Annotated in this window: 22 protein-coding genes; 7 read left to right on the forward strand and 15 right to left on the reverse strand. The window is 35.0% G+C overall.

Annotation, left to right across the window (positions count from 1 at the left end; all coding sequences use genetic code 11):
- Positions 1-3 precede the first annotated feature (3 nt).
- The 7 genes from NHF50_RS06395 to NHF50_RS06425 all read right to left on the reverse strand — a co-directional run bounded on the left by NHF50_RS06395 (position 4) and on the right by NHF50_RS06425 (position 8,296).
- Positions 4-1,761 carry a BatD family protein gene (locus NHF50_RS06395; protein ID WP_252775423.1) on the reverse strand — a complete coding sequence of 586 codons (1,758 nt, stop codon included), beginning with the start codon at positions 1,759-1,761 and terminating at the stop codon, positions 4-6.
- A 1-nt stretch (position 1,762) separates the two neighbouring features.
- Positions 1,763-2,569, reverse strand: a complete 807-nt coding sequence (locus tag NHF50_RS06400) for a tetratricopeptide repeat protein (RefSeq protein WP_252775424.1) — start codon at positions 2,567-2,569, stop codon at positions 1,763-1,765.
- Between the two features lies 1 nt (position 2,570).
- Positions 2,571-3,602 carry a VWA domain-containing protein gene (locus tag NHF50_RS06405; RefSeq protein WP_109568916.1) on the reverse strand — a complete coding sequence of 344 codons (1,032 nt, stop codon included), beginning with the start codon at positions 3,600-3,602 and terminating at the stop codon, positions 2,571-2,573.
- Between the two features lie 4 nt (positions 3,603-3,606).
- Entirely contained in the window at positions 3,607-4,614 is a 1,008-nt protein-coding gene (locus NHF50_RS06410; RefSeq protein WP_252775425.1) for a VWA domain-containing protein, read from the reverse strand.
- A complete protein-coding gene (locus NHF50_RS06415) occupies positions 4,607-6,295 on the reverse strand; it encodes a BatD family protein (protein WP_252775426.1) in 1,689 nt (562 codons plus the stop codon). Before NHF50_RS06415 ends, NHF50_RS06410 begins: the two co-directional genes overlap by 8 nt.
- A gap of 41 nt (positions 6,296-6,336) precedes the next feature.
- Positions 6,337-7,203 carry a DUF58 domain-containing protein gene (locus tag NHF50_RS06420; protein WP_109568919.1) on the reverse strand — a complete coding sequence of 289 codons (867 nt, stop codon included), beginning with the start codon at positions 7,201-7,203 and terminating at the stop codon, positions 6,337-6,339.
- Positions 7,204-7,291: 88 nt separating this feature from the next.
- The gene (locus NHF50_RS06425) at positions 7,292-8,296 is read right to left on the reverse strand and encodes a MoxR family ATPase (protein WP_252775427.1); all 1,005 of its coding nucleotides are present in this window, start codon (positions 8,294-8,296) and stop codon (positions 7,292-7,294) included.
- A gap of 181 nt (positions 8,297-8,477) precedes the next feature.
- On the opposite strand from NHF50_RS06425, the gene NHF50_RS06430 reads away from it, so the two are divergent.
- Both NHF50_RS06430 and NHF50_RS06435 read left to right on the forward strand, forming a co-directional pair.
- The gene (locus NHF50_RS06430; RefSeq protein ID WP_252775428.1) at positions 8,478-9,341 is read left to right on the forward strand and encodes an aldo/keto reductase family oxidoreductase; all 864 of its coding nucleotides are present in this window, start codon (positions 8,478-8,480) and stop codon (positions 9,339-9,341) included.
- 11 nt (positions 9,342-9,352) lie between these two features.
- Positions 9,353-10,492, forward strand: a complete 1,140-nt coding sequence (locus tag NHF50_RS06435; protein WP_252775429.1) for an ATP-binding protein — start codon at positions 9,353-9,355, stop codon at positions 10,490-10,492.
- Here the strand turns inward: NHF50_RS06435 and NHF50_RS06440 are convergent.
- From NHF50_RS06440 to NHF50_RS06460, 5 genes are all read right to left on the reverse strand, one after another.
- Positions 10,489-10,716, reverse strand: coding sequence for a hypothetical protein (locus NHF50_RS06440; RefSeq protein ID WP_109568923.1), 228 nt, complete (start codon positions 10,714-10,716; stop codon positions 10,489-10,491). The genes NHF50_RS06435 and NHF50_RS06440 overlap by 4 nt on opposite strands.
- 113 nt (positions 10,717-10,829) lie before the next feature.
- Positions 10,830-11,507 (reverse strand): response regulator, encoded by a 678-nt coding sequence (locus NHF50_RS06445; protein WP_252775430.1) that lies wholly within the window; start codon positions 11,505-11,507, stop codon positions 10,830-10,832.
- The gene (locus NHF50_RS06450) at positions 11,500-13,527 is read right to left on the reverse strand and encodes a sensor histidine kinase (protein ID WP_252775431.1); all 2,028 of its coding nucleotides are present in this window, start codon (positions 13,525-13,527) and stop codon (positions 11,500-11,502) included. The genes NHF50_RS06445 and NHF50_RS06450 overlap by 8 nt, the downstream gene beginning before the upstream one ends.
- A 40-nt stretch (positions 13,528-13,567) precedes the next feature.
- The gene (locus NHF50_RS06455) at positions 13,568-13,753 is read right to left on the reverse strand and encodes a hypothetical protein (RefSeq protein ID WP_252775432.1); all 186 of its coding nucleotides are present in this window, start codon (positions 13,751-13,753) and stop codon (positions 13,568-13,570) included.
- 23 nt (positions 13,754-13,776) lie between these two features.
- Complete coding sequence (locus NHF50_RS06460) at positions 13,777-14,016, reverse strand: hypothetical protein (RefSeq protein ID WP_252775433.1); 240 nt, start codon at positions 14,014-14,016, stop codon at positions 13,777-13,779.
- 161 nt (positions 14,017-14,177) lie between these two features.
- Here NHF50_RS06460 and NHF50_RS06465 point away from each other — a divergent pair, with 161 nt between their 5' ends.
- The 3 genes from NHF50_RS06465 to NHF50_RS06475 are packed head-to-tail and all read left to right on the forward strand — an operon-like array spanning position 14,178 to position 16,014.
- Entirely contained in the window at positions 14,178-14,903 is a 726-nt protein-coding gene (locus NHF50_RS06465) for a metallophosphoesterase (protein ID WP_252775434.1), read from the forward strand.
- Positions 14,904-14,942: 39 nt separating this feature from the next.
- Positions 14,943-15,434 (forward strand): DUF6646 family protein, encoded by a 492-nt coding sequence (locus tag NHF50_RS06470; RefSeq protein WP_109568929.1) that lies wholly within the window; start codon positions 14,943-14,945, stop codon positions 15,432-15,434.
- Positions 15,435-15,441: 7 nt separating this feature from the next.
- A complete protein-coding gene (locus tag NHF50_RS06475) occupies positions 15,442-16,014 on the forward strand; it encodes an alkylphosphonate utilization protein (RefSeq protein ID WP_109568930.1) in 573 nt (190 codons plus the stop codon).
- Between the two features lie 85 nt (positions 16,015-16,099).
- On the opposite strand, the gene NHF50_RS06480 is transcribed toward NHF50_RS06475, so the two are convergent.
- The 3 genes from NHF50_RS06480 to NHF50_RS06490 form a co-directional block, all read right to left on the reverse strand.
- Positions 16,100-17,668: an aldehyde dehydrogenase family protein gene (locus tag NHF50_RS06480; RefSeq protein WP_109568931.1), complete on the reverse strand. Its 1,569-nt coding sequence runs from the start codon at positions 17,666-17,668 to the stop codon at positions 16,100-16,102.
- A 112-nt stretch (positions 17,669-17,780) separates the two neighbouring features.
- Complete coding sequence (locus NHF50_RS06485) at positions 17,781-18,314, reverse strand: 3-hydroxyanthranilate 3,4-dioxygenase (protein ID WP_109568932.1); 534 nt, start codon at positions 18,312-18,314, stop codon at positions 17,781-17,783.
- Positions 18,315-18,392: 78 nt separating this feature from the next.
- Positions 18,393-19,520: an endonuclease gene (locus NHF50_RS06490; protein ID WP_109568933.1), complete on the reverse strand. Its 1,128-nt coding sequence runs from the start codon at positions 19,518-19,520 to the stop codon at positions 18,393-18,395.
- Between the two features lie 139 nt (positions 19,521-19,659).
- On the opposite strand from NHF50_RS06490, the gene NHF50_RS06495 reads away from it, so the two are divergent.
- Positions 19,660-22,425, forward strand: a complete 2,766-nt coding sequence (locus tag NHF50_RS06495) for a carboxypeptidase-like regulatory domain-containing protein (protein WP_109568934.1) — start codon at positions 19,660-19,662, stop codon at positions 22,423-22,425.
- A gap of 11 nt (positions 22,426-22,436) precedes the next feature.
- Positions 22,437-23,042 (forward strand): choice-of-anchor J domain-containing protein, encoded by a 606-nt coding sequence (locus NHF50_RS06500; protein ID WP_252775435.1) that lies wholly within the window; start codon positions 22,437-22,439, stop codon positions 23,040-23,042.
- Position 23,043 lies beyond the last annotated feature (1 nt).

A 23,043-nucleotide genomic window follows, 5' to 3' on the forward strand; every position in this document is an offset into this window, starting at 1 on the left:
GACCTATAATTGTTTTTCCAGTTCCGAAATTAAACTTACTGCTTTATCGTAATCTTTTTGCATAGCTACATCTGAAGATGGTGTATAACGAGCAAATTCGCAATCGTTCATCAATTGGATAAAGTCAGAAACCGTATTGGTATTCGCATTTCTGTCCAACAATAATTCCTGAATATTCTCTTTACTCATTTCAGATGTTTCTAAATGTAATTTAGCTTTTAAGAAATTATGCAAAGCCTTCTCCATTGCCATATAGAACGACACCTTGCTCTTCATTTGTTTCTTAGCTTCTGAAAGGTATTTTTTAGCTAATTTGTTGTTTCTTCTGATTCTGTTTCCTACTACATCAGCATCTATGGCTTCTTTTTTCTTTCTGCCTAATATGATAAACGGAATTAAAGCAAAAGGCAAAAGCAGATACAGGTAATAACGTGTTGTTCCGAAAAAGTCTTCTTTAACTAATGGTGTAAAAACTGTGTTTAATTTTATAAACTGGAATGTATTGTTTTTTACCACTTCTTGCTTAGCAACAGCGGCATTGTTTCCTCCGGCAGTATTTTCTGCTCCCTGTGTTACATTGATATCAACTTCTTTTGAAGTAATGGTTTTATATTTCTGTGTGTCCAAATCAAAATAGGAGAAAGAGATCGGTTTAATCGTATATTTCCCTTTGTATTGTGGCACAATGGTGTATGTGTCCGAGATCTTTCCGGTCATACCACTCAAAGGGGTATTGACATTTTCCTGATGTTGCGGTTCAAACGCTTCAAACGCACTAGGAAACTCCGGTTTCGGCAAATTGAATAATTTTAAGTTACCGTTACCCGTAACACTAATCTCGAGATCAAGCGATTCTCCGCTTTTTAATTCATTTTTAGACGGTTTCACCTGAAAATCAAAACTCCCTACCGCTCCTGTAAAATCAGCCGGTTTTCCGTCTTCCGGCAATGGTTTTACCGTAATACTTTTGGCTCCTGCCGAAACAGTTTTAGAGGTCGTTTCATAATCCATCATTTCAAAGAAACCACCCATCCTCTTCCGAACCGGAACGTCTACATCCAGCTCTATTTTTAAAGGTTCTAATTGTTTCACTCCGGTTTCTTGCGGATACAACAGTACTTTTCTCCATACTACCATAGCATAATCCTGCCCGTTGTACGTTCCCTGAACAGCCCGTAACTTGTCGATATCTATATGCTGACTCCAGAAACCGTTGTATTTAGGATTTTCTATTTCGCGAACATTCCGAACTGAAAAGCGCGGATCAAAATAGAGTTTGTAAACTACCGTAATAGGCTCATTCAAATAAGGATTTCCTTTAGACACTTCAGCTACAAGATGAATACCTTCTCCTGCCTTGTAATCAGGACTATTAGGGTCTTTCGGTAATTCAACTGCATTTGTAACCTTCACTTTAACCGGTTGGGTTTTGTAGACCTCTCCTCCGTATTCAATGGTCGCCGATTTGATTGTCAACGTTCCTTTTTGCTTAGGTTGCAACACAAAAGAATAACTTCGGTTAAAAGATTTTACTCCGTTTACCCAGGAAAAATTAGTGGACTGAAACGGACCGCCTACAACATTAAAACCATCAAAAGAAGGCGCTTGAAAATTATCGCCATCCTGATTAATAGAAAAAGTAACCTGAAGTTTTTCATTTAATCCAAGGGAGGACTTACTCAGTTTAGCCTCAAATTTCACTTCTTGGGCTAAGGCTGTCATTTGAAATAAAATCAATATGTAAAATAGCAGTTTTTTCATTTTACCAATCTTTGTCATTTGAAGCAGGCTGAGCCTTTACTTTCTTAGCATTGATCTTATCCTGAATTTTCTTTTCGGCGTTATTTACCGCTTCTAAAAGGTTTTCAATTTGTTGTTTATTAGCTCCGGAAGGTTTAGGTTGTGGCTTATTTTGCTCCTCCTCTTTGTCCTTGCCGTCACCTTTGTCCTTTTTATCGTCGCCTTTATCACTATTATCTTTTTGATCTCCTTTATCCTGATCGTTCTTATCCTTGTTGTCGCCCTTATCTTTGTTCTCTTTGTTGTCGCCTTGCTCTTTGTTTTGCTGATTCTGCTGGTTTTGCTGATCTTTATTGTTATCCCCGCCGTTTTTATCTTTATTGTTATCTCCTTGCGACGGGTTATCTTTTAATTTTTGTTTGGCCAACGCATAATTGTAGCGTGTTTCTTCGTCATAAGGATTATTTCGCAACGCATTTTTATAGGCTTCAACAGCAGCCTGATAATTCTCTTCTTTCATAAAGGCATTCCCAAGATTATGAAATGCTTTATGTTTTTGTTCCTTTGTTTTAGCCGTTTCGACTGCATTATAGAATTTATATTTGGCTTCGCCGGGATTATTCTGACGATAAATACTATTCCCGAGATTGTACTCTGCAACGGCTTTTTTATCAGCATTATTAGATTGCGAAACTCTAAAATCAGCCTCAGCATCAATGTATTTTTTCTGGTCAAATGCTACTGTACCGTCATAGAGGTTTTGGTCTTTGTTTTGTGCAAAGATGATTGATGATACAAAAACCGTTAAAGCTACTATAATCCTTTCCATACTATCTTTCGTTAAATAAATTCAATTTTTGCAACCATTTTGTTTTGCGTTCCAAAAAGAAAATATCTAATAATAACAGGACAAATGCTATTCCTACAAACCATTGGTATTGTGTTTGGTATTCAGCTATTTGTTGTGTTTCAAATTCAGTTTTTTCAATATTGTCTAAAGCATTTTTGATTTGCTCTACTACTTCTTTGGTTGAATTCCCCGGAATATAGCCTCCGTCTGCATTTTCTGCGATAGTTTCGAGTGTTTCCGGATGCATCTGAGTAATTACAGTCTCTCCGTTGCTATCTTTCTTATATTCTTCAACCCGACCGTTTCGATCTTTAATAGGTATAGGACCTCCTTTTTCAGTTCCTACTCCGATCGTAATGATCTTAATTCCTTTTTCTTTGGCTATTTCACTCGCCTGATCGGCTCCGTCACCATGATCTTCTCCGTCAGAAACTAAAATAATCAGTTTACTGGTGTCAACAGCATCAAAGTAATTTGTTGCCATATTGATCGCATCATTCAGAGCTGTTCCTTGCGATGAAACCATATCGGTATTCATGTTCTGAAGATACATTTTTGCAATACTATAATCCGTTGTCATGGGTAAAACCGGATATGCACTTCCCGCATAACCTACAATACCAATCCTGTCACTCCCTAAACTATTGATGATCTGACTGATTAGCTGTTTTGATTTTTCAAGACGATTAGGAGCCACATCTTCAGCCAGCATACTCTTGGACACGTCCAAAGCAAAAACAATATCAATTCCCTGACGTTTTACCGTTTCCATTTTGGTTCCTATTTTAGGATTTACCAAAGCAATAATCAAAGCTACAAGTACTAATGCTAGCGTAACAAATTTCAGAATCGGTTTAAAAACGGAGCTATCGGGTGCTAATTGTTTTAACAGTTCATCATCGGCAAATTCACGACGTTTTTTTCTTCCCCAGAACAACTGAAGCATGAACAAAACGGTCACCAATGCCAGTAACACTAAAAAATATAAATATTTTGGTTCTTCTAATTGCATAATTTTATAAGAAACCTCTAAAAACGGTGTTTTTTAATAACATTTCTAATCCTAACAGGATCAAAGCAAAAAGCACATAGGGTTTAAATTTTTCATCGTAATTGAAGTATTTTTTTTCTTCAACCTCTGTAGTTTCCAACTTATTGATCTCTGTATAAATTTCTTCTAATTTTTTATTACTGGTTGCTCTGAAATATTTTCCTTCAGTAGTTTTAGCAATCTCTTTCATCAGATTCTCATCGATTTCAACAGGCATGTTCCGGAATAAGAACTGTCCGTTTCTCGGATCCTTTGCATAAGGAAAAGGCGCTGTTCCATTAGTCCCTATACCAATGGTATATACTTTTATTCCATACTCCTTAGCAATATCTGCCGCCATTCGCGGATCTATAGTTCCGGCATTGTTTACTCCGTCTGTTAAAAGGATTATGATTCTGCTTTTTGCCTTGCTGTCTTTCAAACGATTGATAGCCGTAGCCAAACCTACACCAATACCTGTTCCGTCAGCTAAAACCGTATCGTCATATTCAATGGTATTTAATGATTGTTGTACCATTGCTTTGTCTGATGTTACCGGAGTTCTGGTATAACTTTCTCCGGCGTAGACCACTAAACCGATTCGGTCATTTACCCGGTCTTCAATAAATTTTGAAGCTACTCTTTTTAACGCTTCTAAACGGTTTGGTTTTAAATCTCTGGCCAGCATACTTCCGGAAACGTCAATTGCCATTACAATATCAATTCCTTTAGTTACTCTTGATTTTGCCGAAACATCCACGCTTCTTGGCCGTGCTAAAGCAACAATGATAGCGCTCAGTGCCAGCAACCTCATCACTAATAAAAGCGGTCTAAGTTTGGCTAAAAGTGTACCGCTATTTTGAAAAGGTCGGATTGAACTTATCTTTAACGTTGCGGTTTGTTCTTTTCGTTTAAAAAAATACCAGGCTATTGCTAATGGCAAAGCCAAAAACAACCAAAAGAACTCCGGATGTAAAAACGTTACATTAGTCATTTGGTATTGCTTTTTTTAGTTCTACTGAGTCTAAGACTTTATCCATTACCTCTGTAGCGTATTGGTCGTCTTCTCTCGATATAAGCCATAAGATTTGAGCTCCTCCTTTTTGAGCAAAAACCAATAGCATGTACTTCATTTTTTCCTCTTCTTTAGTAACCTGATTCAAAGCGGTAAATGTTCCTTGTGCTCTCTTGCCGGTTATCCCTTTCGGATCTTCATAATCATCAGTCTGAACAACCATATTATGTGCGCCTAACAACTCAGCTTGTCTTAATTCTCTTTCTGCCGCCTGACTTATATCTAATTGCGTGGTATCTTTGAAAGCTATCGTTTTCAGCGTTATTGAAAAATTATCTGTTAAACTTCCGTAACTGAACATTGCTGTTCCTTTTATGTGCGCCGGAAGATTATTCTGGGTTTTTTCATCCACAATTCGTTTCAACACTTTTGGTGTCGACACTATAATTGCCGGATCTCCGTAATCCGATGTAACCCATTCTCCTTCTAATAAAGACTTAGCAGAATGTCCGACCCATTTATCCCGAATATAGGTTGTTCCCTTGGAAACAAAAAAGAACGTCAGAACAATCATCATCAGGAAAGCCATCACTCCTAACGGGATCGCTAATCGTTGCACTTTTTGTTTCTTTTCCTTTTTCCGTTTGAGTTCTTCTGCAAATTGATTTTCTGCTTCTTCATCTGTTCTCGGAATTGCTTTATCCAAAGACATTAAGAAACTGTCAATTATTCTTTTATCATTTTCGATCTCAAAGTCTAACGGTTTTGACTTGGCAAATTTAACCAAATCAGCAGTTGCCATTACTCTTTTGAACCGCTCTAGGGTTTCTCTGTTTAACTTAATATTTTTTTGGCGAACTGCGACGATTAAAGACTCGTATAATTCTCCGGAAGTACTTTCCATTGCCGGAACTTCAACTGCTTCTTCAATGTAAGTTCGTGTAATATCGGTCAATTCAGAATAGTATGCTTTTGTTTCTCCTTTTTGCCAAAGTTCTTTTTTCTCTAAAACCTGTAGCTGATTTAACGCTTTTTCAATAGGAGATGCAAATAATTCTTCTTCAACCTTATTTTGTTTATCCTGACGATTTTTAATAAAATAATACAACCCGAAACCAATAGCAGCAATTGCCAGTAAAGCTAATATCCAATACAACCATTCGTAGTTGAACGGTTCTTCAACTGAAACAATCGGTTTAATATCATACAGCTGTTGCTTCAAAGTATCCACGACAACATTGTTTACTACAACAGCAAAAGAATCGGTTTTAGTGATCTTATTATTAATTACTACCTGAAGTGGCGGTACCACGTATCGACCGGAATCGAATTGGGTTAAACCATATTTTTTAATTAATTCCAGCTTGTCTTCTTTTCTGACAGTATCAACCGGATATGATTCTACTATTTCTAACGGTCCGAAGAACTGACCTTCAGGGAAGACTACTTTATCGGAACTTTTGATCCCCTGGGCTTTTATTGTTAAATTAAACTGAGAGCCTATTTTTATCTGAGTAGAATCAACCGAAGACGTTATTGATTGAGAAAAGGAAACTGAACTGATGAAAAAGAAAAAGATAATGAGACATCTCGACTCTGCTCGATGTGACAAAATCTTAAAAAATAAGTCTTTAACATTAAATTTTTTACTAGTTTTCATTTTAATCTTTCTTCTTTTCTCTACTTTCTATGCTCTAAAATCTAATTTCTCGATTTAAAATAGCCTAAAAGCTTGGTCACATAACTTTCATCGACTCTTGAACTTACACTACCGGCACCACAGCGTGAAAAGGTATTGGTAAAATAGTGTACGTTATCATGATAGTATTTCTCATAATTTTGGCGTACTGCCTTAGAATTAGTATCTACCCAAAGTGTTTCTCTTGTTTCAGCGTCCAGCATATTAACCATCCCTATGTTAGGCAAGGCTTCTTCTCTTCTGTCAAAAACCCGAATTCCGGTTACATCATGCTTTTTAGCGGCTATTTTTAATGTATGCTCGTAATCTCCTATCATAAAATCGGAGATCAAAAATACAATTGCTTTTTTCTTAAGCACGCTCGACAAAAAACGCAATGCCTGAGCCAGATCGGTTTTTTTACTTTTTGGTGTAAACTCTATGAGCTCTCTGATAATTCTCAGAACGTGAGATTTTCCTTTTTTAGGCGGAATAAATAATTCTATTTCGTCTGAAAATAAAATCAGTCCTACTTTATCGTTGTTCTGAGTGGATGAAAAAGCTAATGTTGCCGCAATTTCAGTAATAATTTCGCTTTTCAATTGATTTTTGGTACCAAAACTTTCCGAACCACTACAATCTACCATCAACATCATGGTCAACTCCCGTTCTTCTTCAAAAACTTTCACATAAGGTTCATTGTAGCGTGCCGTTACATTCCAATCAATAGCCCGAACATCATCTCCAAACTGATATTGACGCACCTCAGAAAATGTCATCCCTCGTCCTTTAAAGGATGTGTGATATTCTCCCGAAAAGACATGATCGCTCAATCTTCGGGTTTTGATTTCTATTTTTCGAACTTTTTTGAGAATTTCTTTGGTATCCATAATTTAAGTCTTAAAGTGAAAAGTCAAAAGTCTTAGGCTCTTAAAAATTATTTTCTTTGAACTCAGGACTTCAGGCTTGAGACTTCTATTAAGGCACTTCTATTTCGTTCACAATTTTGTTAATAATGTCTACGGAAGTGATATTTTCTGCTTCTGCCTCGTAGGTTATTCCTATTCTGTGGCGCAATACATCATGAACAACTGCTCTCACATCTTCCGGGATCACATAGCCTCTACGCTTAATAAATGCATAGCATTTGGCTGCCGTAGCTAAATTGATACTACCACGGGGAGAAGCTCCGAAACTGATCAGAGGTTTTAATTCTTCCAATTTGTATTTTTCCGGATAACGGGTAGCGAAGATAATATCTAAAATATATTTTTCAATTTTTTCATCCATATAAACTTCACGAACTGCTTCCTGAGCCCGCAAAATCTGTTCTGTTGAAATAACTTGTTTCACTTTTTCGAAACCACCGCTTAAATTCTGGCGAATAACAATACGTTCGTCTTCCATTTTAGGGTAATCAATTACCACTTTTAGCATAAAACGGTCCACTTGCGCTTCCGGAAGCGGGTATGTTCCCTCTTGTTCCACCGGATTTTGTGTTGCCATTACCAGAAAAGGCTTATCTAATTTAAAAGTTTCATCTCCGATGGTTACCTGTTTTTCCTGCATGGCTTCCAACAAGGCAGACTGTACTTTTGCCGGAGCACGATTAATCTCATCGGCTAAAACGAAGTTAGCAAATATAGGTCCTTTCTTTATTGTGAAATCATTTTCCTTGATATTGTAGATCATTGTTCCTACAACATCTGCCGGTAATAAATCCGGTGTAAACTGAATTCTGCTAAAGCTACCGTGAACTGCTTGTGATAGCGTATTAATCGCTAACGTTTTTGCTAATCCCGGTACACCTTCCAGTAGAATGTGTCCTTGACCTAATAGTCCGATCAGCAACCTTTCAATCATTTGCTTTTGCCCCACAATTACCTTATTCATCTCCAAGGTCAGCAAATCCACAAATGCACTTTCTCTTTCTATTTTCTCATTGATTGCCCTGATGTCTAAAGTAGCCGTATTATCTTCCATCTTTATTTGTTTTTAACATGTCAAAAATTGAAAATATTTTTAACATTTCAAAATTCAAAATTTATTTAGGACTACGGTGTTAATATAGCGTTAAAAAAAATCAGCTAAACACTATAAAAGCTGCTTTTTATGAATTTCTTTTTATACTTTTAAGAAAATTTTAAATTGTTTCATATTCAACATGATAAAATCAAATGTGATCGCCGGAGTTATGAACTGGGGTGTATGGGGTAAAAATCTCAGTATTTCAGAAATGGCGGAGCGAATAAATTGTCTTATTTCCGAAGGTATTTACTGCTTTGACCATGCTGACATTTACGGCGGTTATTCTACAGAAGAAAGTTTTGGAAATGCCTTACAAAAGGCAAATGTTGCCAGAGAAAAAATCCAATTAATCACAAAGTGTGGTATTCAATATGTTTGTGAGGCTAAGCCTCACACTATCAAACATTATGATTATTCAAAAGAGCATATTACAGCAGCAGTTCATCAATCTCTTAAAAACCTGAAAACAGATTATCTGGATATTCTTTTACTCCATAGGCCAAGTCCGCTTTTACAAGCAGAAGAAGTTGCTGAAACTATTACGCAGTTGAAAAAGGAAGGTAAAATACTGGGGTTTGGCGTGTCGAATTTTTTACCACACCAAACAGCACTTTTGCAACGTTACATTCCTGTAGACTACAACCAGATTCAATTTTCCGCAACTCATTACCATCCTATGACAAATGGTGAGCTTGATTATATGAAACTCCACGATATTCAGCCAATGGCATGGAATCCACTGGGCTCGGTTTTCAGAGAGGAAAATGAGCAAACCAATCGCTTAAAAATGTTATTGGCCGATCTTATTTTAAAATATGAGGTTTCAGCCGAAATCATCTTGCTGACATGGATATTAAGACATCCGTCTAAAATTATTCCGGTCATAGGAACTACTAATTTAGATCGTATTTTGAATTTAAAAAAACTACTGGATTTTGAATTAGAAACAGAAGATTGGTTCGCTATCTGGACTGCGAGCATGGGACATAGGGTACCTTAAAAAATTAGAGAATGATTAATAAACGCTTACTTATCAAGAATTTATTAGCTCATCATGACGAGAGTTCGTTTTATGATAAAAAGCGACAATTAAATCTGCACACTAAAGAAGGAAAAGCTAAGTTCCTAAAACATATTTGTGCGTTATCAAACTCTAATCCGGCTAATAATTCTTATATTATTGTGGGAGTTGAAGATGAGAGCAACGAAATTACCGGAGATGATTTTTTTGATGACAGTAAAATTCAGAATTTAGTCAATGCCTATTTGAACAATCCTCCTAAAATTCAATATGAAAACATTCATTTTCCTAACCTGAATAAGGACAGGGTTGTAGGATTGGTCACTATAAAACCTAAAAGTAAAGTATCTTCTTTTAAGAAAGGGATTTATACTATTTTACCTAATACTATTTTTGTAAGAAGAGGCAGTAATTCTATACCTACAGAAGATAGAATTCCGTATTCGAAAAGTAACACAGAGACTGTCATCAGCATCGAAAACAATTCGAGAAATAGTATTGAACATACTTTAGATGGTGTGATTGATTTTCTGTACAATCGGCATAGCGACTTAGAATCCGGTTATAAGGTTTTTAAAGAGTTATTTGTAGTTTGCTGGGCCGGTATTCAGAAAAAAGTAAGGAATAAAGAGTTACTTTCGCGCGTTGATATTGAGCTTATTAACGAACAAATCAAACTATTCTATTCCGCGCAGGACGAGGTAACTTTAGAGTTTGACGACCATACTTTTATCATAACGGAATATATTGCTTTGGGAATCAATGACAGGACAAGTTACTATCCGTTAGAAAAACTTGTAATCACTTTTTTTGATAATGGCTACTATAAAATGGAAACGGAAATGTTGTTTGAACCTCCGCAGTACAATAGAAAATTATTGCATCACATATACAATTCGAATTTAACGCTACTGAAGAAACTAGGAAATGGAATCACTCTAAATACAAGAGAAGGATTAGACTTAGAGCATTTGCCTTCTACTTTAATGTTGTGCTATTTAAACGGGTTTGAGGAAGCCAAAGAAAAGCTCATTAACGCTAAACCTCTTTTAAAATCCTGGCAAGACCCTAAGGCTTATCAGTCTTTTAAAGAGGTTATGCGCGTCTTGAGAAAAATGAAATACAATTAAAAAAACTGTGTTCTTTTTCTCATTAAGATCATTCCGAGAAATCCTAAGTTCAAAATAATTCCAAAGAAATAGATTACTTTAAATTCAAGATTTACATCGTTAAAAATCAAATTTTTAGTCTCTCTTGTAAAATCAAAGAAATACAGAGCTAAATCCATGATGGTATAAACCCAAAGAAAAGCCAAAAAGACTAAAACCATAACAACTTTTGAGAACATTTTCATTTTACTGGGTGTTTTTATTCTATAACTTACTACTCTTTTTCAAAAATTAAAGTTACGGGAATATACCCTTTACTTGGATACAGAAAAAATGTATATTTTGTTAAAGTTTTAGATTAGATAAATCCATAGTTTTTTGCTTCCCTAACGATATCTTCGTCAGTTCCGCCTTTAATTAAGAAGTATTCTTTGATCTGTGCTTTTCTTTTATCGATAGCACTTATTCCCAGATTTATATAATTCGGCATGTTTTTAGTCAGTACTCCTTTTGCCAATAGCTGGATAATTTCACGATTATGTTCGTCTAAAAAAATAGCATTTTTATTATCCATTAGTTCGTTGATACTTTCCTCGACCGTTTTTGTGTAGTACACTTCATTTTCCATTATACTCTCAAAAGCATTGAGCAATTCATCAGCAGTAAAATCACTTTTGACTAACAATCCTTTAGGCTCAATATTCCTTTTTATGTCAAATAAAGTAAATGCTTCGGCATGAGAAGTCAGGATCATAATCTTAATTACTGGGAACTTCTTTTTAATAAGCATGGCTAAATCCTGCCCTGAAAAAATTTTCTCTTGCTCATAAGGCGGCAAACTTAGATCTATAAATGCCATATCAAAAGCATACAAATCTTCAGTTTTAGTAATAATTTCATAGGCTGATTGACAATTATAAGCCGGGGTTACATTGATCCCATACCCTAAATCATTAAAAGTCAAAATACTTTTATATCCTTCAATCATGGAAGGGTGGTCGTCAATCATTAAAATATTAAGTACTTTTTTATCCATGGTTAGCGGCGAGATTAATTTTAATCAAAAGTGTTGTTCCAGTGCCAATTTCGGAAAAAATTTTGAATTGACCATCAATGTTATCTGTTCTTTCCTTAATGTTCTTAAGTCCAATACCTTTCTTAACTTTATCTGTATTAAAGCCAATACCGTCATCTTTTATCAGAAGTTTCAGTTCATTATCTACTAATGAAACCTTTATAAATAAAGTTTTAGCTTTAGCATACTTATTACAATTATTCATTGCTTCCTGAATAATACGATATAAGTTCATTTTTACAGAAGCACTAATGGTGTCCCATGTTATATTCTGATCAATTTCCCGAATACATTTTGTACCGAATACGGTTTCCTGTTCCTCGCAGAGTTCCTCCAGAATCGCATTAAAATTATTCTGATTATGAAATAAAGATTCGTTTGATAGTTTATGGGAGATACCTCTTACTTCTTTTTCAATATTCTGGATCTCATTAATATAGGTAAGGCATTTTTGAATAGTTTCGGGGTCTGTTTTTTTGTTTAAAATAAAAAGATTTAATCGGGTGCTAGCCAGTTTATTCATTACACCATCGTGTAATTCTCTGGCAATCCTTTTCTTTTCAAAACTACGTACATTATCTAATTTGGACTGTTGTTCCAGCATTAACTGGTAAATTTCTTCATTTGCCTGTTGTTGCTCTTGGGTCAATAGTAATTGTTTTTGCCTGTTTCTCTGGTAAAAGATAATAAAAAGCAACACTCCGAAAAAGGTTATTGCTAATGCTCCGTATAAAATAGTGTTTTTTTCTGATGAGATTTTTTCTTTTTCACTTAATATTTCATCTGTCTCATATTTTATTCTGGCTAATTTATTTCTGGTATTTCGTTCCAGATCCTGAAGGCTATCACTTAACCTGATATACTCCTTAGCATATTTCAACCCGTTTTTAGGATCAATTTGTGTGAAAAAGTCAAGAGTGGTCAGTACCTCTATATTATAACGAGATGCTTTTGCTAACTTGTAAGCTTCTTCGTTTAATTGCCAAGCTTTTACAGTGTCTTTTTGTCCTAAATAATATTCTGAAAGATGAGTTCTGCTTTTGATCTTTCCGGCTGTATCGTTAATACTATCTCTTATTTTTAAGGCATTATTAAAATCTTTCAGAGCATTGTCATTATTCAGTTTAAAGTTAGAATACGCATAATAATCTAATATTGAAGAATAAAGAACCGGATGGATCTCCCTGATTTTTTCATTTTTTAAAGCTACGGAATAATATTCAAGTGCCTTATCAAACTTATTCTGAATCAGATAAACATAGCCAATATTATTAAGAACTTGTGCTTTATACAGTGGCATATAAATATCCTTCTGAAGGTTATCTGTTTGCTTTAAGGCTTTGAAGTGATACTCCAGAGATTTTTCATAATTTTTTAACCCGGCTAAGGAACTCCCCAAATTAACATAGCATTCGTAAATCAAACCTTGGTCACGGAGCTCCTTTGCAATATTTAAGACTTTAATAGTCTGTGCTTCACTTCCGAGAAAATCTTTTTCATACAATAGCACGTAGGCTATATGAAGCATTGTTTTAGCTAGGTTATATTTATCATTAAGTTTATTATATTTTTTTTCTGCTTTTAAGTAATAATAATAAGCGCTATCGTTTTTTGATGTAAAAAAATAATAATCTCCGATATAATAATTCCCTTTGGCAATACCTAAAGAATCATCTTGCAGCTTACTTAAAGATAGCGCTTTTCTACTTTCTATTAAATAATTATCATATTCCAATAAAGCATAATAACGATTTGCTACTTTAAAAACATTCTTAACTTTAAGGGAATCCTTATCTGACATCAGATCGACAATGGTTTTTGCCGAATCCAAATAGCTGAGCTTTTGATTTTTACTTAAATCATTATTATAAACTTCTTGAAAATAATAATCCAGCTTACTATCAGAACGAACCCTCTTATCGTTACCTGTACAGGAAATGATAAAAATTACACTTGCTAAAAAACCAACAAAATACTTCAAGATCAAATTGCTTTTATAGCAAATCTAAACAAAAAAAATATCAATCTCTCTTTATATCGATAATTGGCAATTGTTCGTTAGAAATTATAGAATTACTTGTTCCTATCGATGGGTCATTTTTTACAATATTATTATTTTCATTGATCTTATTGAAAGATTTTTTTGTAGCTACTGATAATAAAGCATATAATACTACTAATCCGAATAAAATGGTTGTATTTTTCATTTCTATATATTTTCTTAAATTAATCAATCTTTTTTAGGTAAAGTTACTATAGGATTTGTATCCGAATCACCAACTGCTGATGTAGTTGCTACTGTATCCTGAGTTGTTGTTTGTGAATCACGGTCAGCTAAAGAATAATCAAAATCATCAACGATAATTTCTTTGTTATTCACATCTTGTTGAATGTCTAAATCATCAGCCGTACATGAAACTGCAATTAGGCTTAACGTTGAAATTGCCAAAATAAAGGTTAATTTTTTCATAATTTTTACTTTTAAAGGTTAATGCTTACTTTTGTTTGTTTTTTTAATATTTTTTTTACAAAAACATATAATCTATTGATTATCAAATGTTTTTACCAAAAGTAAGAAGCTAAAAAATTCTGACCATCCAGTTTTTCTGTATATTTTGTTAAAATTTTATTATGAAGAAATTTGTTATCGGTGACATCCACGGAGGGCTAAAAGCCTTGCAACAGACCATTTTAAGTGCTCCTGTTACAACTAATGACACCTTGATCTTTTTGGGAGACTATGTAGACGGATGGAGCGAATCTCCGGGTGTCTTAGATTTTTTAATAGAAATTCAGGCTTCTCAAAATTGTATTTTCATAAAAGGTAATCATGACGACCTGCTTCTGAATTATCTTAAAACGGGACAATATAAAGACGAGTGGTTCATTCATGGCGGAGCATCAACAATAAATGCCTATCAAAAAGTTTCCTTTGAACAAAAACAAAAACATATTGAATTCCTCGAAAATTTAAACGATTACCATCTGGATGGCCAAAACAGACTTTTTATTCATGCAGGTTTTACTAATATCCGGGGAGTTCATGCAGAATTCTATAAACCTATGTTCTATTGGGACAGAACTCTTTGGGAGGCTGCTTTGGCTTTAGACCCATCCATCCCGATTGAAAGTGATCTATATCCTAACCGATTAAAGCTATACCGTGAAATTTTCATAGGGCATACTCCTGTTACCCGTATTTCCAAAGAAACTCCGGTTAATGCTGCTTGTGTATGGAACGTAGATACAGGTGCTGCTTTTAAAGGCAGGTTAACGCTCATGGATATCGATACTAAAGAATTCTGGCAAAGTGATCCTTTACCGCAATTGTATCCGACAGAAAAAGGCCGTAATTAATTCAAATTTCTATCTTTGCTCCTTCAAACTTTATTATAAATGAAAAAAATAGTATTTTTTACATTATTCTTTTGCGGATTAATGAATGCTCAGGTTTTCAAAGGAGAAGGAGATCAAAAGTTTCAGGTAGGTGCCAATCTCCAAGAACACGGAAGCGGTATTATATTAATGTATGATTATGGATTGGGAAAAAACTTTTCCATTGGTGGTGTTTCAAGTTACCTGTTAGGAGTAGATAAAATTTCAGGAGAAAAACCCGATTTCAAAGATCGTTTTGATCTTAAAGCGCGTTTTAATGCTAATATTGCTGATGTCTTCGGGCTTGAAGATCATTTTGATTTTTATCCCGGATTGGATTTAGGTTTAAAAAACTTCGGCGGACACGTTGGTGCACGTTATTTTTTCACTGATGGTTTCGGCCTTTATAGTGAGATCCAGTTCCCTATTGCAAAATACGATTCAAATGTTGTAGGGTTTGAAAAATACAACAATCAGTTTAACTTCTCAATCGGAATGAGTTTTAATCTATAAATAGAAAATGAGCGTTATTGAAAAAAAATTAAAGGACAGAAGCGGCTCTAAATGTGAAATTAGCGGCGCAGAACATGATTTAATCGTTTACACTTTACCTCCGTATACTTCAGAAAGTCTTGAGCATTCGGTTTTAATTGCTAAAAATTTAGCCGAACAAATTGACAATCCGGAAATTATGAATGAAATAGACTGGAGAGGACTAAGCGAAAGTATGTGGAGTGAATTTTTACCGGTTCAGGTACTTTCTTGGCGAATGCTGGCACGCTTAAAGAATCATGATCTATTAGACATGATGTACCTTGACGAAGAAGCCTTGGAATGGGCCAAAGCAACAGGTGAAGGTGAAGATGAAGAAGGCAAGATCGTGCACAAAGACAGTAATGGAAACATTCTTCAAGATGGTGATTCAGTAGTTTTGATTAAAGATCTGGATGTAAAAGGGGCTAATTTTACAGCTAAACGCGGTGCTCCGGTTCACAACATCAAATTGGTTTGGGATAATGCCGAGCAAATTGAAGGACGGGTAGAAGGACAACATATTGTAATTTTAACGCAATATGTAAAGAAAACAAAATAAAAAAAAGCTCAGTTAGAGCTTAAAAACAAATAAAAATCCCTGTTCATGAAAATTGAACAGGGATTTTTTATTCTTTAATTTGATCTTACAAATCAAATTTAATCCCTTGCGCCAAAGGCAAATCAGTGGTATAGTTAATTGTATTTGTCTGACGTCTCATATATACTTTCCAAGCATCTGATCCTGATTCACGTCCGCCTCCGGTTTCTTTCTCTCCTCCGAAAGCACCTCCGATTTCCGCACCTGATGTTCCGATATTTACATTAGCAATACCACAATCAGAACCGGCATGCGACAAGAATTTTTCTGCTTCGCGTAAATTATTAGTCATAATTGCAGATGATAAGCCTTGGGCTACTCCGTTTTGGATATCAATAGCATTTTCAACATCTCCGCTATATTTCAACAAGTATAATACCGGAGCAAACGTTTCATGTTGCACGATCTCAAATTCATTTTTAGCTTCAGCTATAGCCGGTTTCACATAACATCCGCTTTCAAAACCATCTCCTGATAATACTCCGCCTTCTACTAAAACAGTTCCTCCTTCAGCAACTACTTTTTCTAAAGCATTATTATACATTTCAACAGCATGTTTATCAATAAGCGGTCCAACGTGATTATTCTGATCTAACGGATTACCGATGCGCAATTGTCCGTATGCAGAAACGACTGCATCTTTTACTTTATCATAAATACTTTCATGGATAATTAAACGGCGAGTAGAAGTACAACGTTGCCCTGCCGTTCCTACTGCACCGAAAACTGCTCCGATTACCGTCATTTTGATATCTGCATCGGGAGTTACAATAATAGCATTGTTACCTCCTAATTCCAGTAAAGATCTTCCTAAACGCCCGGCAACTTCTTGTGCTACGATTTTTCCCATACGGGTAGAACCTGTTGCAGAAACTAACGGCACTCTTTTATCTTGAGTCATGAACTCTCCTACTTTGTAATCTCCGTTAATCAAACAAGAAATTCCTTCCGGTAAGTTATTTTCTTTTAAAACCTCAGCAATTATATTTTGACATGCAATACCGCACAAAGGGGTTTTTTCAGAGGGTTTCCAAACACAAACATCACCGCAAATCCAGGCTAAAGCCGTATTCCATGACCAAACTGCAACCGGAAAGTTAAAGGCAGAAATAATCCCAACTACTCCAAGAGGATGGTACTGATCATACATTCTATGTCCGAAACGTTCTGAATGTAATGTTGATCCGTTTAACTGACGGGATAAACCAACAGCAAAATCACAGATATCGATCATCTCCTGAACTTCACCCAAACCTTCCTGATATGATTTTCCCATTTCATAAGAAACCAATTTACCAAGCGGTTCTTTGTATTGTCTTAATTTCTCTCCGAATTGGCGAACGATCTCACCTCTTTTTGGAGCCGGCATTAATCGAAATGTTTTAAAAGCTTCCGTTGCAGCCTGCATTACCTGTTCGTAGTCTTCTCTTGTAGTAGCAGTAACTGATGCGATCAATTGTCCGTCTACCGGAGAATAACTATCTATTTTCTCACCGTTAGAAAACCATTGGTTCCCAGTTGATGTTCCTTGGTTCACCTCTTTAATACCTAACAATCCTAAGGCTTCTTTCATCCCGAATTGTTCAGCAACTGATGATAGTGTTATTGTCGACATTTTTTAACTTTTTTATGGTTGTTTTGTTATATTTTTCACAAATATACACTTTTTTACGGAAGAAAAAATGAACAAATAGTTAATTAAAAAATCACAACATTTTGAAATATAACTACTTAACAAATTTAGGATCCGTTTCCATTGTATGTCCACACTTCTTACAGGTTCTTAAGTCTTCTGATTGATAAAAATGTTTAAAATGTGGTAAAAAATCTTTTTCAATATCATGTAGTTCAAAATAAACTTCATGTAATTTATGATTGCAATTGTCACAAAACCACAATAGACCATCGTTATACCCTTTCCCTGCTCTTTTCCTTTCAATAACTAAACCTATCGAACCTTCTGTTCTCGCCGGGGAATGAGGAACTTTAGCCGGATGCAGATACATATCCCCTGCCGAAAGTTTCATCGCTTTCTTTTTTCCGTCTTCCTGAACAAAAACGGTAATCTCACCTTCTAATTGGTAAAACAATTCTTCCGTTTCATTGTAATGGTAATCCTTTCTTGCATTGGGGCCACCTACTATCATTACTATATAATCATCTGAATCTACATATAGATTTTTATTAGATACCGGAGGTTGTAACAAATGTTTGTTCTCTTCAACCCATTTTTGAAGATTAAAAGGTTTTGCTATTGCCATGATTTTTTATTTGTAAAGTTACGAAAAAAGAAAAGGTTGGCGAGTGCCAACCTTTTCAAAATTATAATCTTAATTCGTTTATTTTGCTTGTTTAATCAAATAGATATAAACGGCAAAGTGGTCACTGAAACCAGGCACACCATTTGAATTTCTTCTCGGATAACCTTTATATCTGCCATCTGATTGTATCAGATAAGGTTTTATAAATCTTCCTGCTTTCCAATACGTCCATGTATTGAAATTTTTAGTTTCGTATTTGCTTTTTCGAACTAAAGGTTCAGAAAGCATAATTTGGTCAAATAAATTCCAAGCATCTCTATAGCCTAAAGTCCCCTCTCCGTTCTTATACATTTTCTCCATAGGGTTGTACATACCATAAGGTTCAATATCTTCCTTATTAGAAACTGTACCTATTTCTTTTTTAACGCTTTTATTAACCGGATCATCATTTAAGTCACCCATTGTAATGATATTGGCATTCGGATTGATCTTGTATAGAGAATCGATTATTTTTCTATTCAATTTACCGGCTTCTTCACGATAAGGACTACTTCTTTTTTCACCTCCCGAACGAGATGGCCAGTGATTTACAATAAAACTGATTTCTTCGCCATCTAGTAATCCTGTTACTAATAATTGATCACGAGTATATACTCTTTTTGACTTTTCATCAGTTTGCTCCTGATCTTCATCTTCTACTGTTTCTTCTTTTGCTTTTTTCCCTTTTTTAGCATCCAGCATATCAGAATAGATCATTAAAGGAATATTAGTATAACTAACCGGCTTAAAGTATTTTGGCTGGTACAATAATGCCACATCAATTCCTCTTTTATCCGGTGAGTCAAAATGAATAATACTATATCCTAAATTTTTAATTCTCGGTTGGTTTACCAGATCTTCTAAAACTCTTCTGTTCTCAATTTCACTACATCCTATTACTACCGGAGGGTTCTTTTGAACATCACTAATTCCTAATTCAGAGATTACACGAGCTAAATTATCCAATTTTTTTTTGTAATTTTCAGACGTCCAGCCATTTGCCGGAGTGTATTCTTCATCATAATTTACAGGATCCTTGATGGTGTCGAACAGATTCTCAAAATTATAAAAAGCAACAGTGTGAATCTTGAATTGTTTGTCTTGTGAAGTTGCATTCTGTATTGCGAAAAAAGCAAAGAATAGGACAAAAACGTGTTTAATTTTCATAAAACGAATGTTATATTACTGTCAAGTTTATTACAAATTAGGTGCCAAAGGTAAATAATATTATTAAAAATTATACATTTGTGGGCTGTTAAGTTTTAATTGCTTAACGTTTAAATTATTATTAATTTTAAATTTGTTTATGAAGAAACTTGTATTGAGTACCTTGTTTGTACTACAAGCCATTTTCGTTTTTGCCCAGCAAAAACCTGCCTTGAGGGGTAAAGTAGTGGATTCGAAAAGCTTAAAACCGCTACAGAATGTAGCTGCAACTATTCAGAGCACAAATGTTTCAGTTGTGACAGATGTTGATGGGACTTTTGAATTTGAAACTTTACCAAACGATGAACCTGTGTTGGTAATTTCTTACACAGGATATGTGTCACAAACCTTAATTCTTGAACCAACTAAAGGTGAAACTCTTGAATTAGGTGAAATTTTATTAGAAGAAGATATTACTTCTGAGCAACAATTGAGTTTAGTAACCATTACTGAAAATGACTTGGGTGATGAAAATACAGGTTCTGAAAGTACTTCAGGACTTTTACAGGCATCCAGAGATACATACCAGCAAGCTGCTGCTTTTAACTGGGGTATGGCTCGTTTCAGAATAAGAGGTTTAGATAATGCTTATGGTACTACCATGATTAATGGTATTTCCATGAATAAATTATATGACGGAAGACCGCAGTGGAGTAACTGGGGTGGTTTAAATGATGCTACTCGTAACCAAGAGTTCACAATGGGTTCAGGTCCTTCTGATTATACTTTCGGTGGTATCTTAGGAACACAAGAAATCAATACTCGTGCTTCACATTACAGAACAGGAACCAGAATTTCCCTATCAGGAACTAATACAAACTACAGTTGGAGAACTATGGGAACACATGCTTCCGGCTTTAACAAAAAAGGATGGGCTTTTGTAGTTTCCGCTTCAAGAAGATGGGCTAAAGAAGGTTTCTTTGAAGGAACCGATTATAGTGCAAATTCACTATTTGCTTCTGTTGAAAAGAAATTCAATGATAAACACAGTTTAAATTTCACTTCTATTTATGCTGAGAACAGTAGAGGAAAAACATCCCCTAACACTAAAGAAGTTAATGATTTAATGGGTGTTACTTACAATTCTTACTGGGGATGGCAAAACGGAGAGAAACGAAATTCAAGAGATAAAGACATCGCTGAACCAATCAATATGCTATCTCACTATTGGAAAATAAGTGAAAAAACTTCATTAAACACTAATGTTGCTTACCAAACCGGTAAAATAGGTAATAGTAGAATTGATTATCAAAATGCTAACAATCCTGACCCTACTTATTACGGGTATATGCCGAATTACTACTATAATCAATCTGATTTAGAAGGTGCAGCTATTGCATTGGATCATTTTTACCAAAATCCTCAAATTAATTGGAATGCAATGTATATTGCAAACCAAAACTCAGCTGATGTAGGTAGAAGTGTTTATGCTTTATATGAAGACCGAACTGATGATACACAATGGAGTGCAAACTCAATCTTAAACTCAAGTTTATCTGATAATATCAGTTTAAATGCTGCTGTTAACTTTAAACATTTAAAATCTCACAATTTCCAAAACTTATTAGATCTTTTAGGAGGTCAATATTTCTTAGACATTGATCCTTTTTATTCTGGTGACACTTCTCAATCTGATTTGAATAACCCGAATCGTCAAGTAGTTGAAGGAGATACATACGGCTACAATTATAATTTATTTGCTACCGTAATTGACGGATTTACTCAATTCAAATTCAATTATAGAAAATTCAACTTCTATTTAGCGCAATCTTTCTCCAGAACAGAATATCAAAGAGAAGGTTTGTATAAAAACGGCATCTACGCTGACAACTCTTACGGAAAAAGCGACAAAGTTACTTATGAGAACTTCGGTTTTAAAGGTGGTCTGACTTATAAAATTAACGGAAGACACATGCTTGATTTCAACGGTTCATATATGACTAAAGCACCGATCATGCGTAATGTTTTTTCAAATGCTCGTTTAAACAATACTATTACGCCTAATTTATCCGACGAAAATATTGTTGCCGCAGATGCAAGTTATATTATCAAAGCGCCTAAATTCAAAGGTCGTTTAACCGGATTCTATAATAAAATCCAAAACAGTACCGAAATATCTTTCTATTATGCTGAAAGCATCGGTGATGCAGGTGGTGATAGTGACTCTTTCGTTAGTGAAATCGTTACTGGTTTAGACAAACAAGCTATAGGTGGAGAATTAGGTCTTGAATACCAAATTACTTCAACAATAAAAGCAATGGGATCTGCTTCTTACGGACAATACATTTATTCTAACAATGCACATTTGGTAACAAATGACGATGGTAGAGCTGCTGATGGTCTGAATGCTTTAAAAGACTTCGGAACAGTGTATATTAAAGATTACCGTCAACCAGGTATGCCTCAACAAGCTTATTCAATCGGTTTAGAATATCGTGATCCTCATTTCTGGTGGGTTAGTGCAAACGTAAACTATTTAGCGGACAATTATATTGATGTTGCAAGTATCTTGAGAACTGATAACTTTACCATTGATCCTTCTACTGGCGTTAACTATGACGGTGCTACTGAAAGTTCAGTAAGAGACTTATTAAAACAAGAAAAATTCGACAACTTTACATTAGTTAATTTAACTGGTGGTAAATCTTGGAGAATCAGTAAGAAAAACAGAAACACTTTCGGTTTCTTTGCTTCTATCAACAACTTGTTTGATGTTGAATATAAAACCGGAGGTTTTGAACAATCAAGAAAGGCTACTTATCCTGATTTAGCCGCAGATCAGGCTAACGGAACACCTTCTTTTGGCTCTAAGTACTTCTATGGATACGGAAGAACTTATTTTGTTAATTTCTACATTAACTTCTAAAAAATTGCTTTATGAAAAAATTAATTAAAACAATATTTACAACAGCTTTGGTTCTTTCTTTAGTTAGCTGTGTTAACGATGACGATGCTGCTATTCCTACTATGAAAGTTCCTTTTTATAGTGAGACTTTTAACGACGCTTCTAATCTTGATAACTGGAGCAATGTTTCAATAAACGGAGGTGATTTATGGCATAGTTCTTCTTACGGAGGTGAAACGTTTGTTCAACTCTCAGCTTTCGGAAGCGGTGAGGCTAATATGGACGCATGGTTAATCAGTCCTGCTATAAATCTGGATACTACAGAAAACGAAGCCTTTTCTTTTAAATACCTTACCGGGTACTATAATGGTCAGGCAGTTTCTGTTTGGGTATCTACAGATTATGATGGCAGTAATACGGCAGAAGGAATAACAAATGCAACATGGACTGATATGAATGTTGAACTACCTGTATATACTACAAGTGGTTATTCAAGTGATTTCTCTCTAACTGATCCGGTTGATATCTCTGGATTTAATGGTGATATCTATATTGCTTTCCGTTATCAAGGAGGAAGCAGCAGTGGTGTAACAACTACTTACGAAATTGACAATCTTAATGTTTATGAAAATAAATAAG

It is taken from the genome of Flavobacterium sp. NRK F10, assembly GCF_024054235.1.
GTDB classification, from domain to species: Bacteria; Bacteroidota; Bacteroidia; order Flavobacteriales; family Flavobacteriaceae; genus Flavobacterium; species Flavobacterium sediminis.

What these genes read in the sequence shown, in the direction of transcription:
- NHF50_RS06500 (WP_252775435.1), top strand. Translation starts at nt 22,437, where the DNA reads ATGAAAAAATTAATTAAAACAATATTTACAACAGCTTTGGTTCTTTCT.
- NHF50_RS06425 (WP_252775427.1), bottom strand. Translation starts at nt 8,296, where the DNA reads ATGGAAGATAATACGGCTACTTTAGACATCAGGGCAATCAATGAGAAA.
- NHF50_RS06435 (WP_252775429.1), top strand. Translation starts at nt 9,353, where the DNA reads ATGATTAATAAACGCTTACTTATCAAGAATTTATTAGCTCATCATGAC.
- NHF50_RS06485 (WP_109568932.1), bottom strand. Translation starts at nt 18,314, where the DNA reads ATGGCAATAGCAAAACCTTTTAATCTTCAAAAATGGGTTGAAGAGAAC.
- NHF50_RS06415 (WP_252775426.1), bottom strand. Translation starts at nt 6,295, where the DNA reads ATGAAAACTAGTAAAAAATTTAATGTTAAAGACTTATTTTTTAAGATT.
- NHF50_RS06430 (WP_252775428.1), top strand. Translation starts at nt 8,478, where the DNA reads ATGATAAAATCAAATGTGATCGCCGGAGTTATGAACTGGGGTGTATGG.
- NHF50_RS06470 (WP_109568929.1), top strand. Translation starts at nt 14,943, where the DNA reads ATGAAAAAAATAGTATTTTTTACATTATTCTTTTGCGGATTAATGAAT.
- NHF50_RS06440 (WP_109568923.1), bottom strand. Translation starts at nt 10,716, where the DNA reads ATGAAAATGTTCTCAAAAGTTGTTATGGTTTTAGTCTTTTTGGCTTTT.
- NHF50_RS06420 (WP_109568919.1), bottom strand. Translation starts at nt 7,203, where the DNA reads ATGGATACCAAAGAAATTCTCAAAAAAGTTCGAAAAATAGAAATCAAA.
- NHF50_RS06455 (WP_252775432.1), bottom strand. Translation starts at nt 13,753, where the DNA reads ATGAAAAATACAACCATTTTATTCGGATTAGTAGTATTATATGCTTTA.
- NHF50_RS06465 (WP_252775434.1), top strand. Translation starts at nt 14,178, where the DNA reads ATGAAGAAATTTGTTATCGGTGACATCCACGGAGGGCTAAAAGCCTTG.
- NHF50_RS06405 (WP_109568916.1), bottom strand. Translation starts at nt 3,602, where the DNA reads ATGCAATTAGAAGAACCAAAATATTTATATTTTTTAGTGTTACTGGCA.
- NHF50_RS06495 (WP_109568934.1), top strand. Translation starts at nt 19,660, where the DNA reads ATGAAGAAACTTGTATTGAGTACCTTGTTTGTACTACAAGCCATTTTC.
- NHF50_RS06490 (WP_109568933.1), bottom strand. Translation starts at nt 19,520, where the DNA reads ATGAAAATTAAACACGTTTTTGTCCTATTCTTTGCTTTTTTCGCAATA.
- NHF50_RS06395 (WP_252775423.1), bottom strand. Translation starts at nt 1,761, where the DNA reads ATGAAAAAACTGCTATTTTACATATTGATTTTATTTCAAATGACAGCC.
- NHF50_RS06445 (WP_252775430.1), bottom strand. Translation starts at nt 11,507, where the DNA reads ATGGATAAAAAAGTACTTAATATTTTAATGATTGACGACCACCCTTCC.
- NHF50_RS06475 (WP_109568930.1), top strand. Translation starts at nt 15,442, where the DNA reads ATGAGCGTTATTGAAAAAAAATTAAAGGACAGAAGCGGCTCTAAATGT.
- NHF50_RS06460 (WP_252775433.1), bottom strand. Translation starts at nt 14,016, where the DNA reads ATGAAAAAATTAACCTTTATTTTGGCAATTTCAACGTTAAGCCTAATT.
- NHF50_RS06480 (WP_109568931.1), bottom strand. Translation starts at nt 17,668, where the DNA reads ATGTCGACAATAACACTATCATCAGTTGCTGAACAATTCGGGATGAAA.
- NHF50_RS06410 (WP_252775425.1), bottom strand. Translation starts at nt 4,614, where the DNA reads ATGACTAATGTAACGTTTTTACATCCGGAGTTCTTTTGGTTGTTTTTG.
- NHF50_RS06400 (WP_252775424.1), bottom strand. Translation starts at nt 2,569, where the DNA reads ATGGAAAGGATTATAGTAGCTTTAACGGTTTTTGTATCATCAATCATC.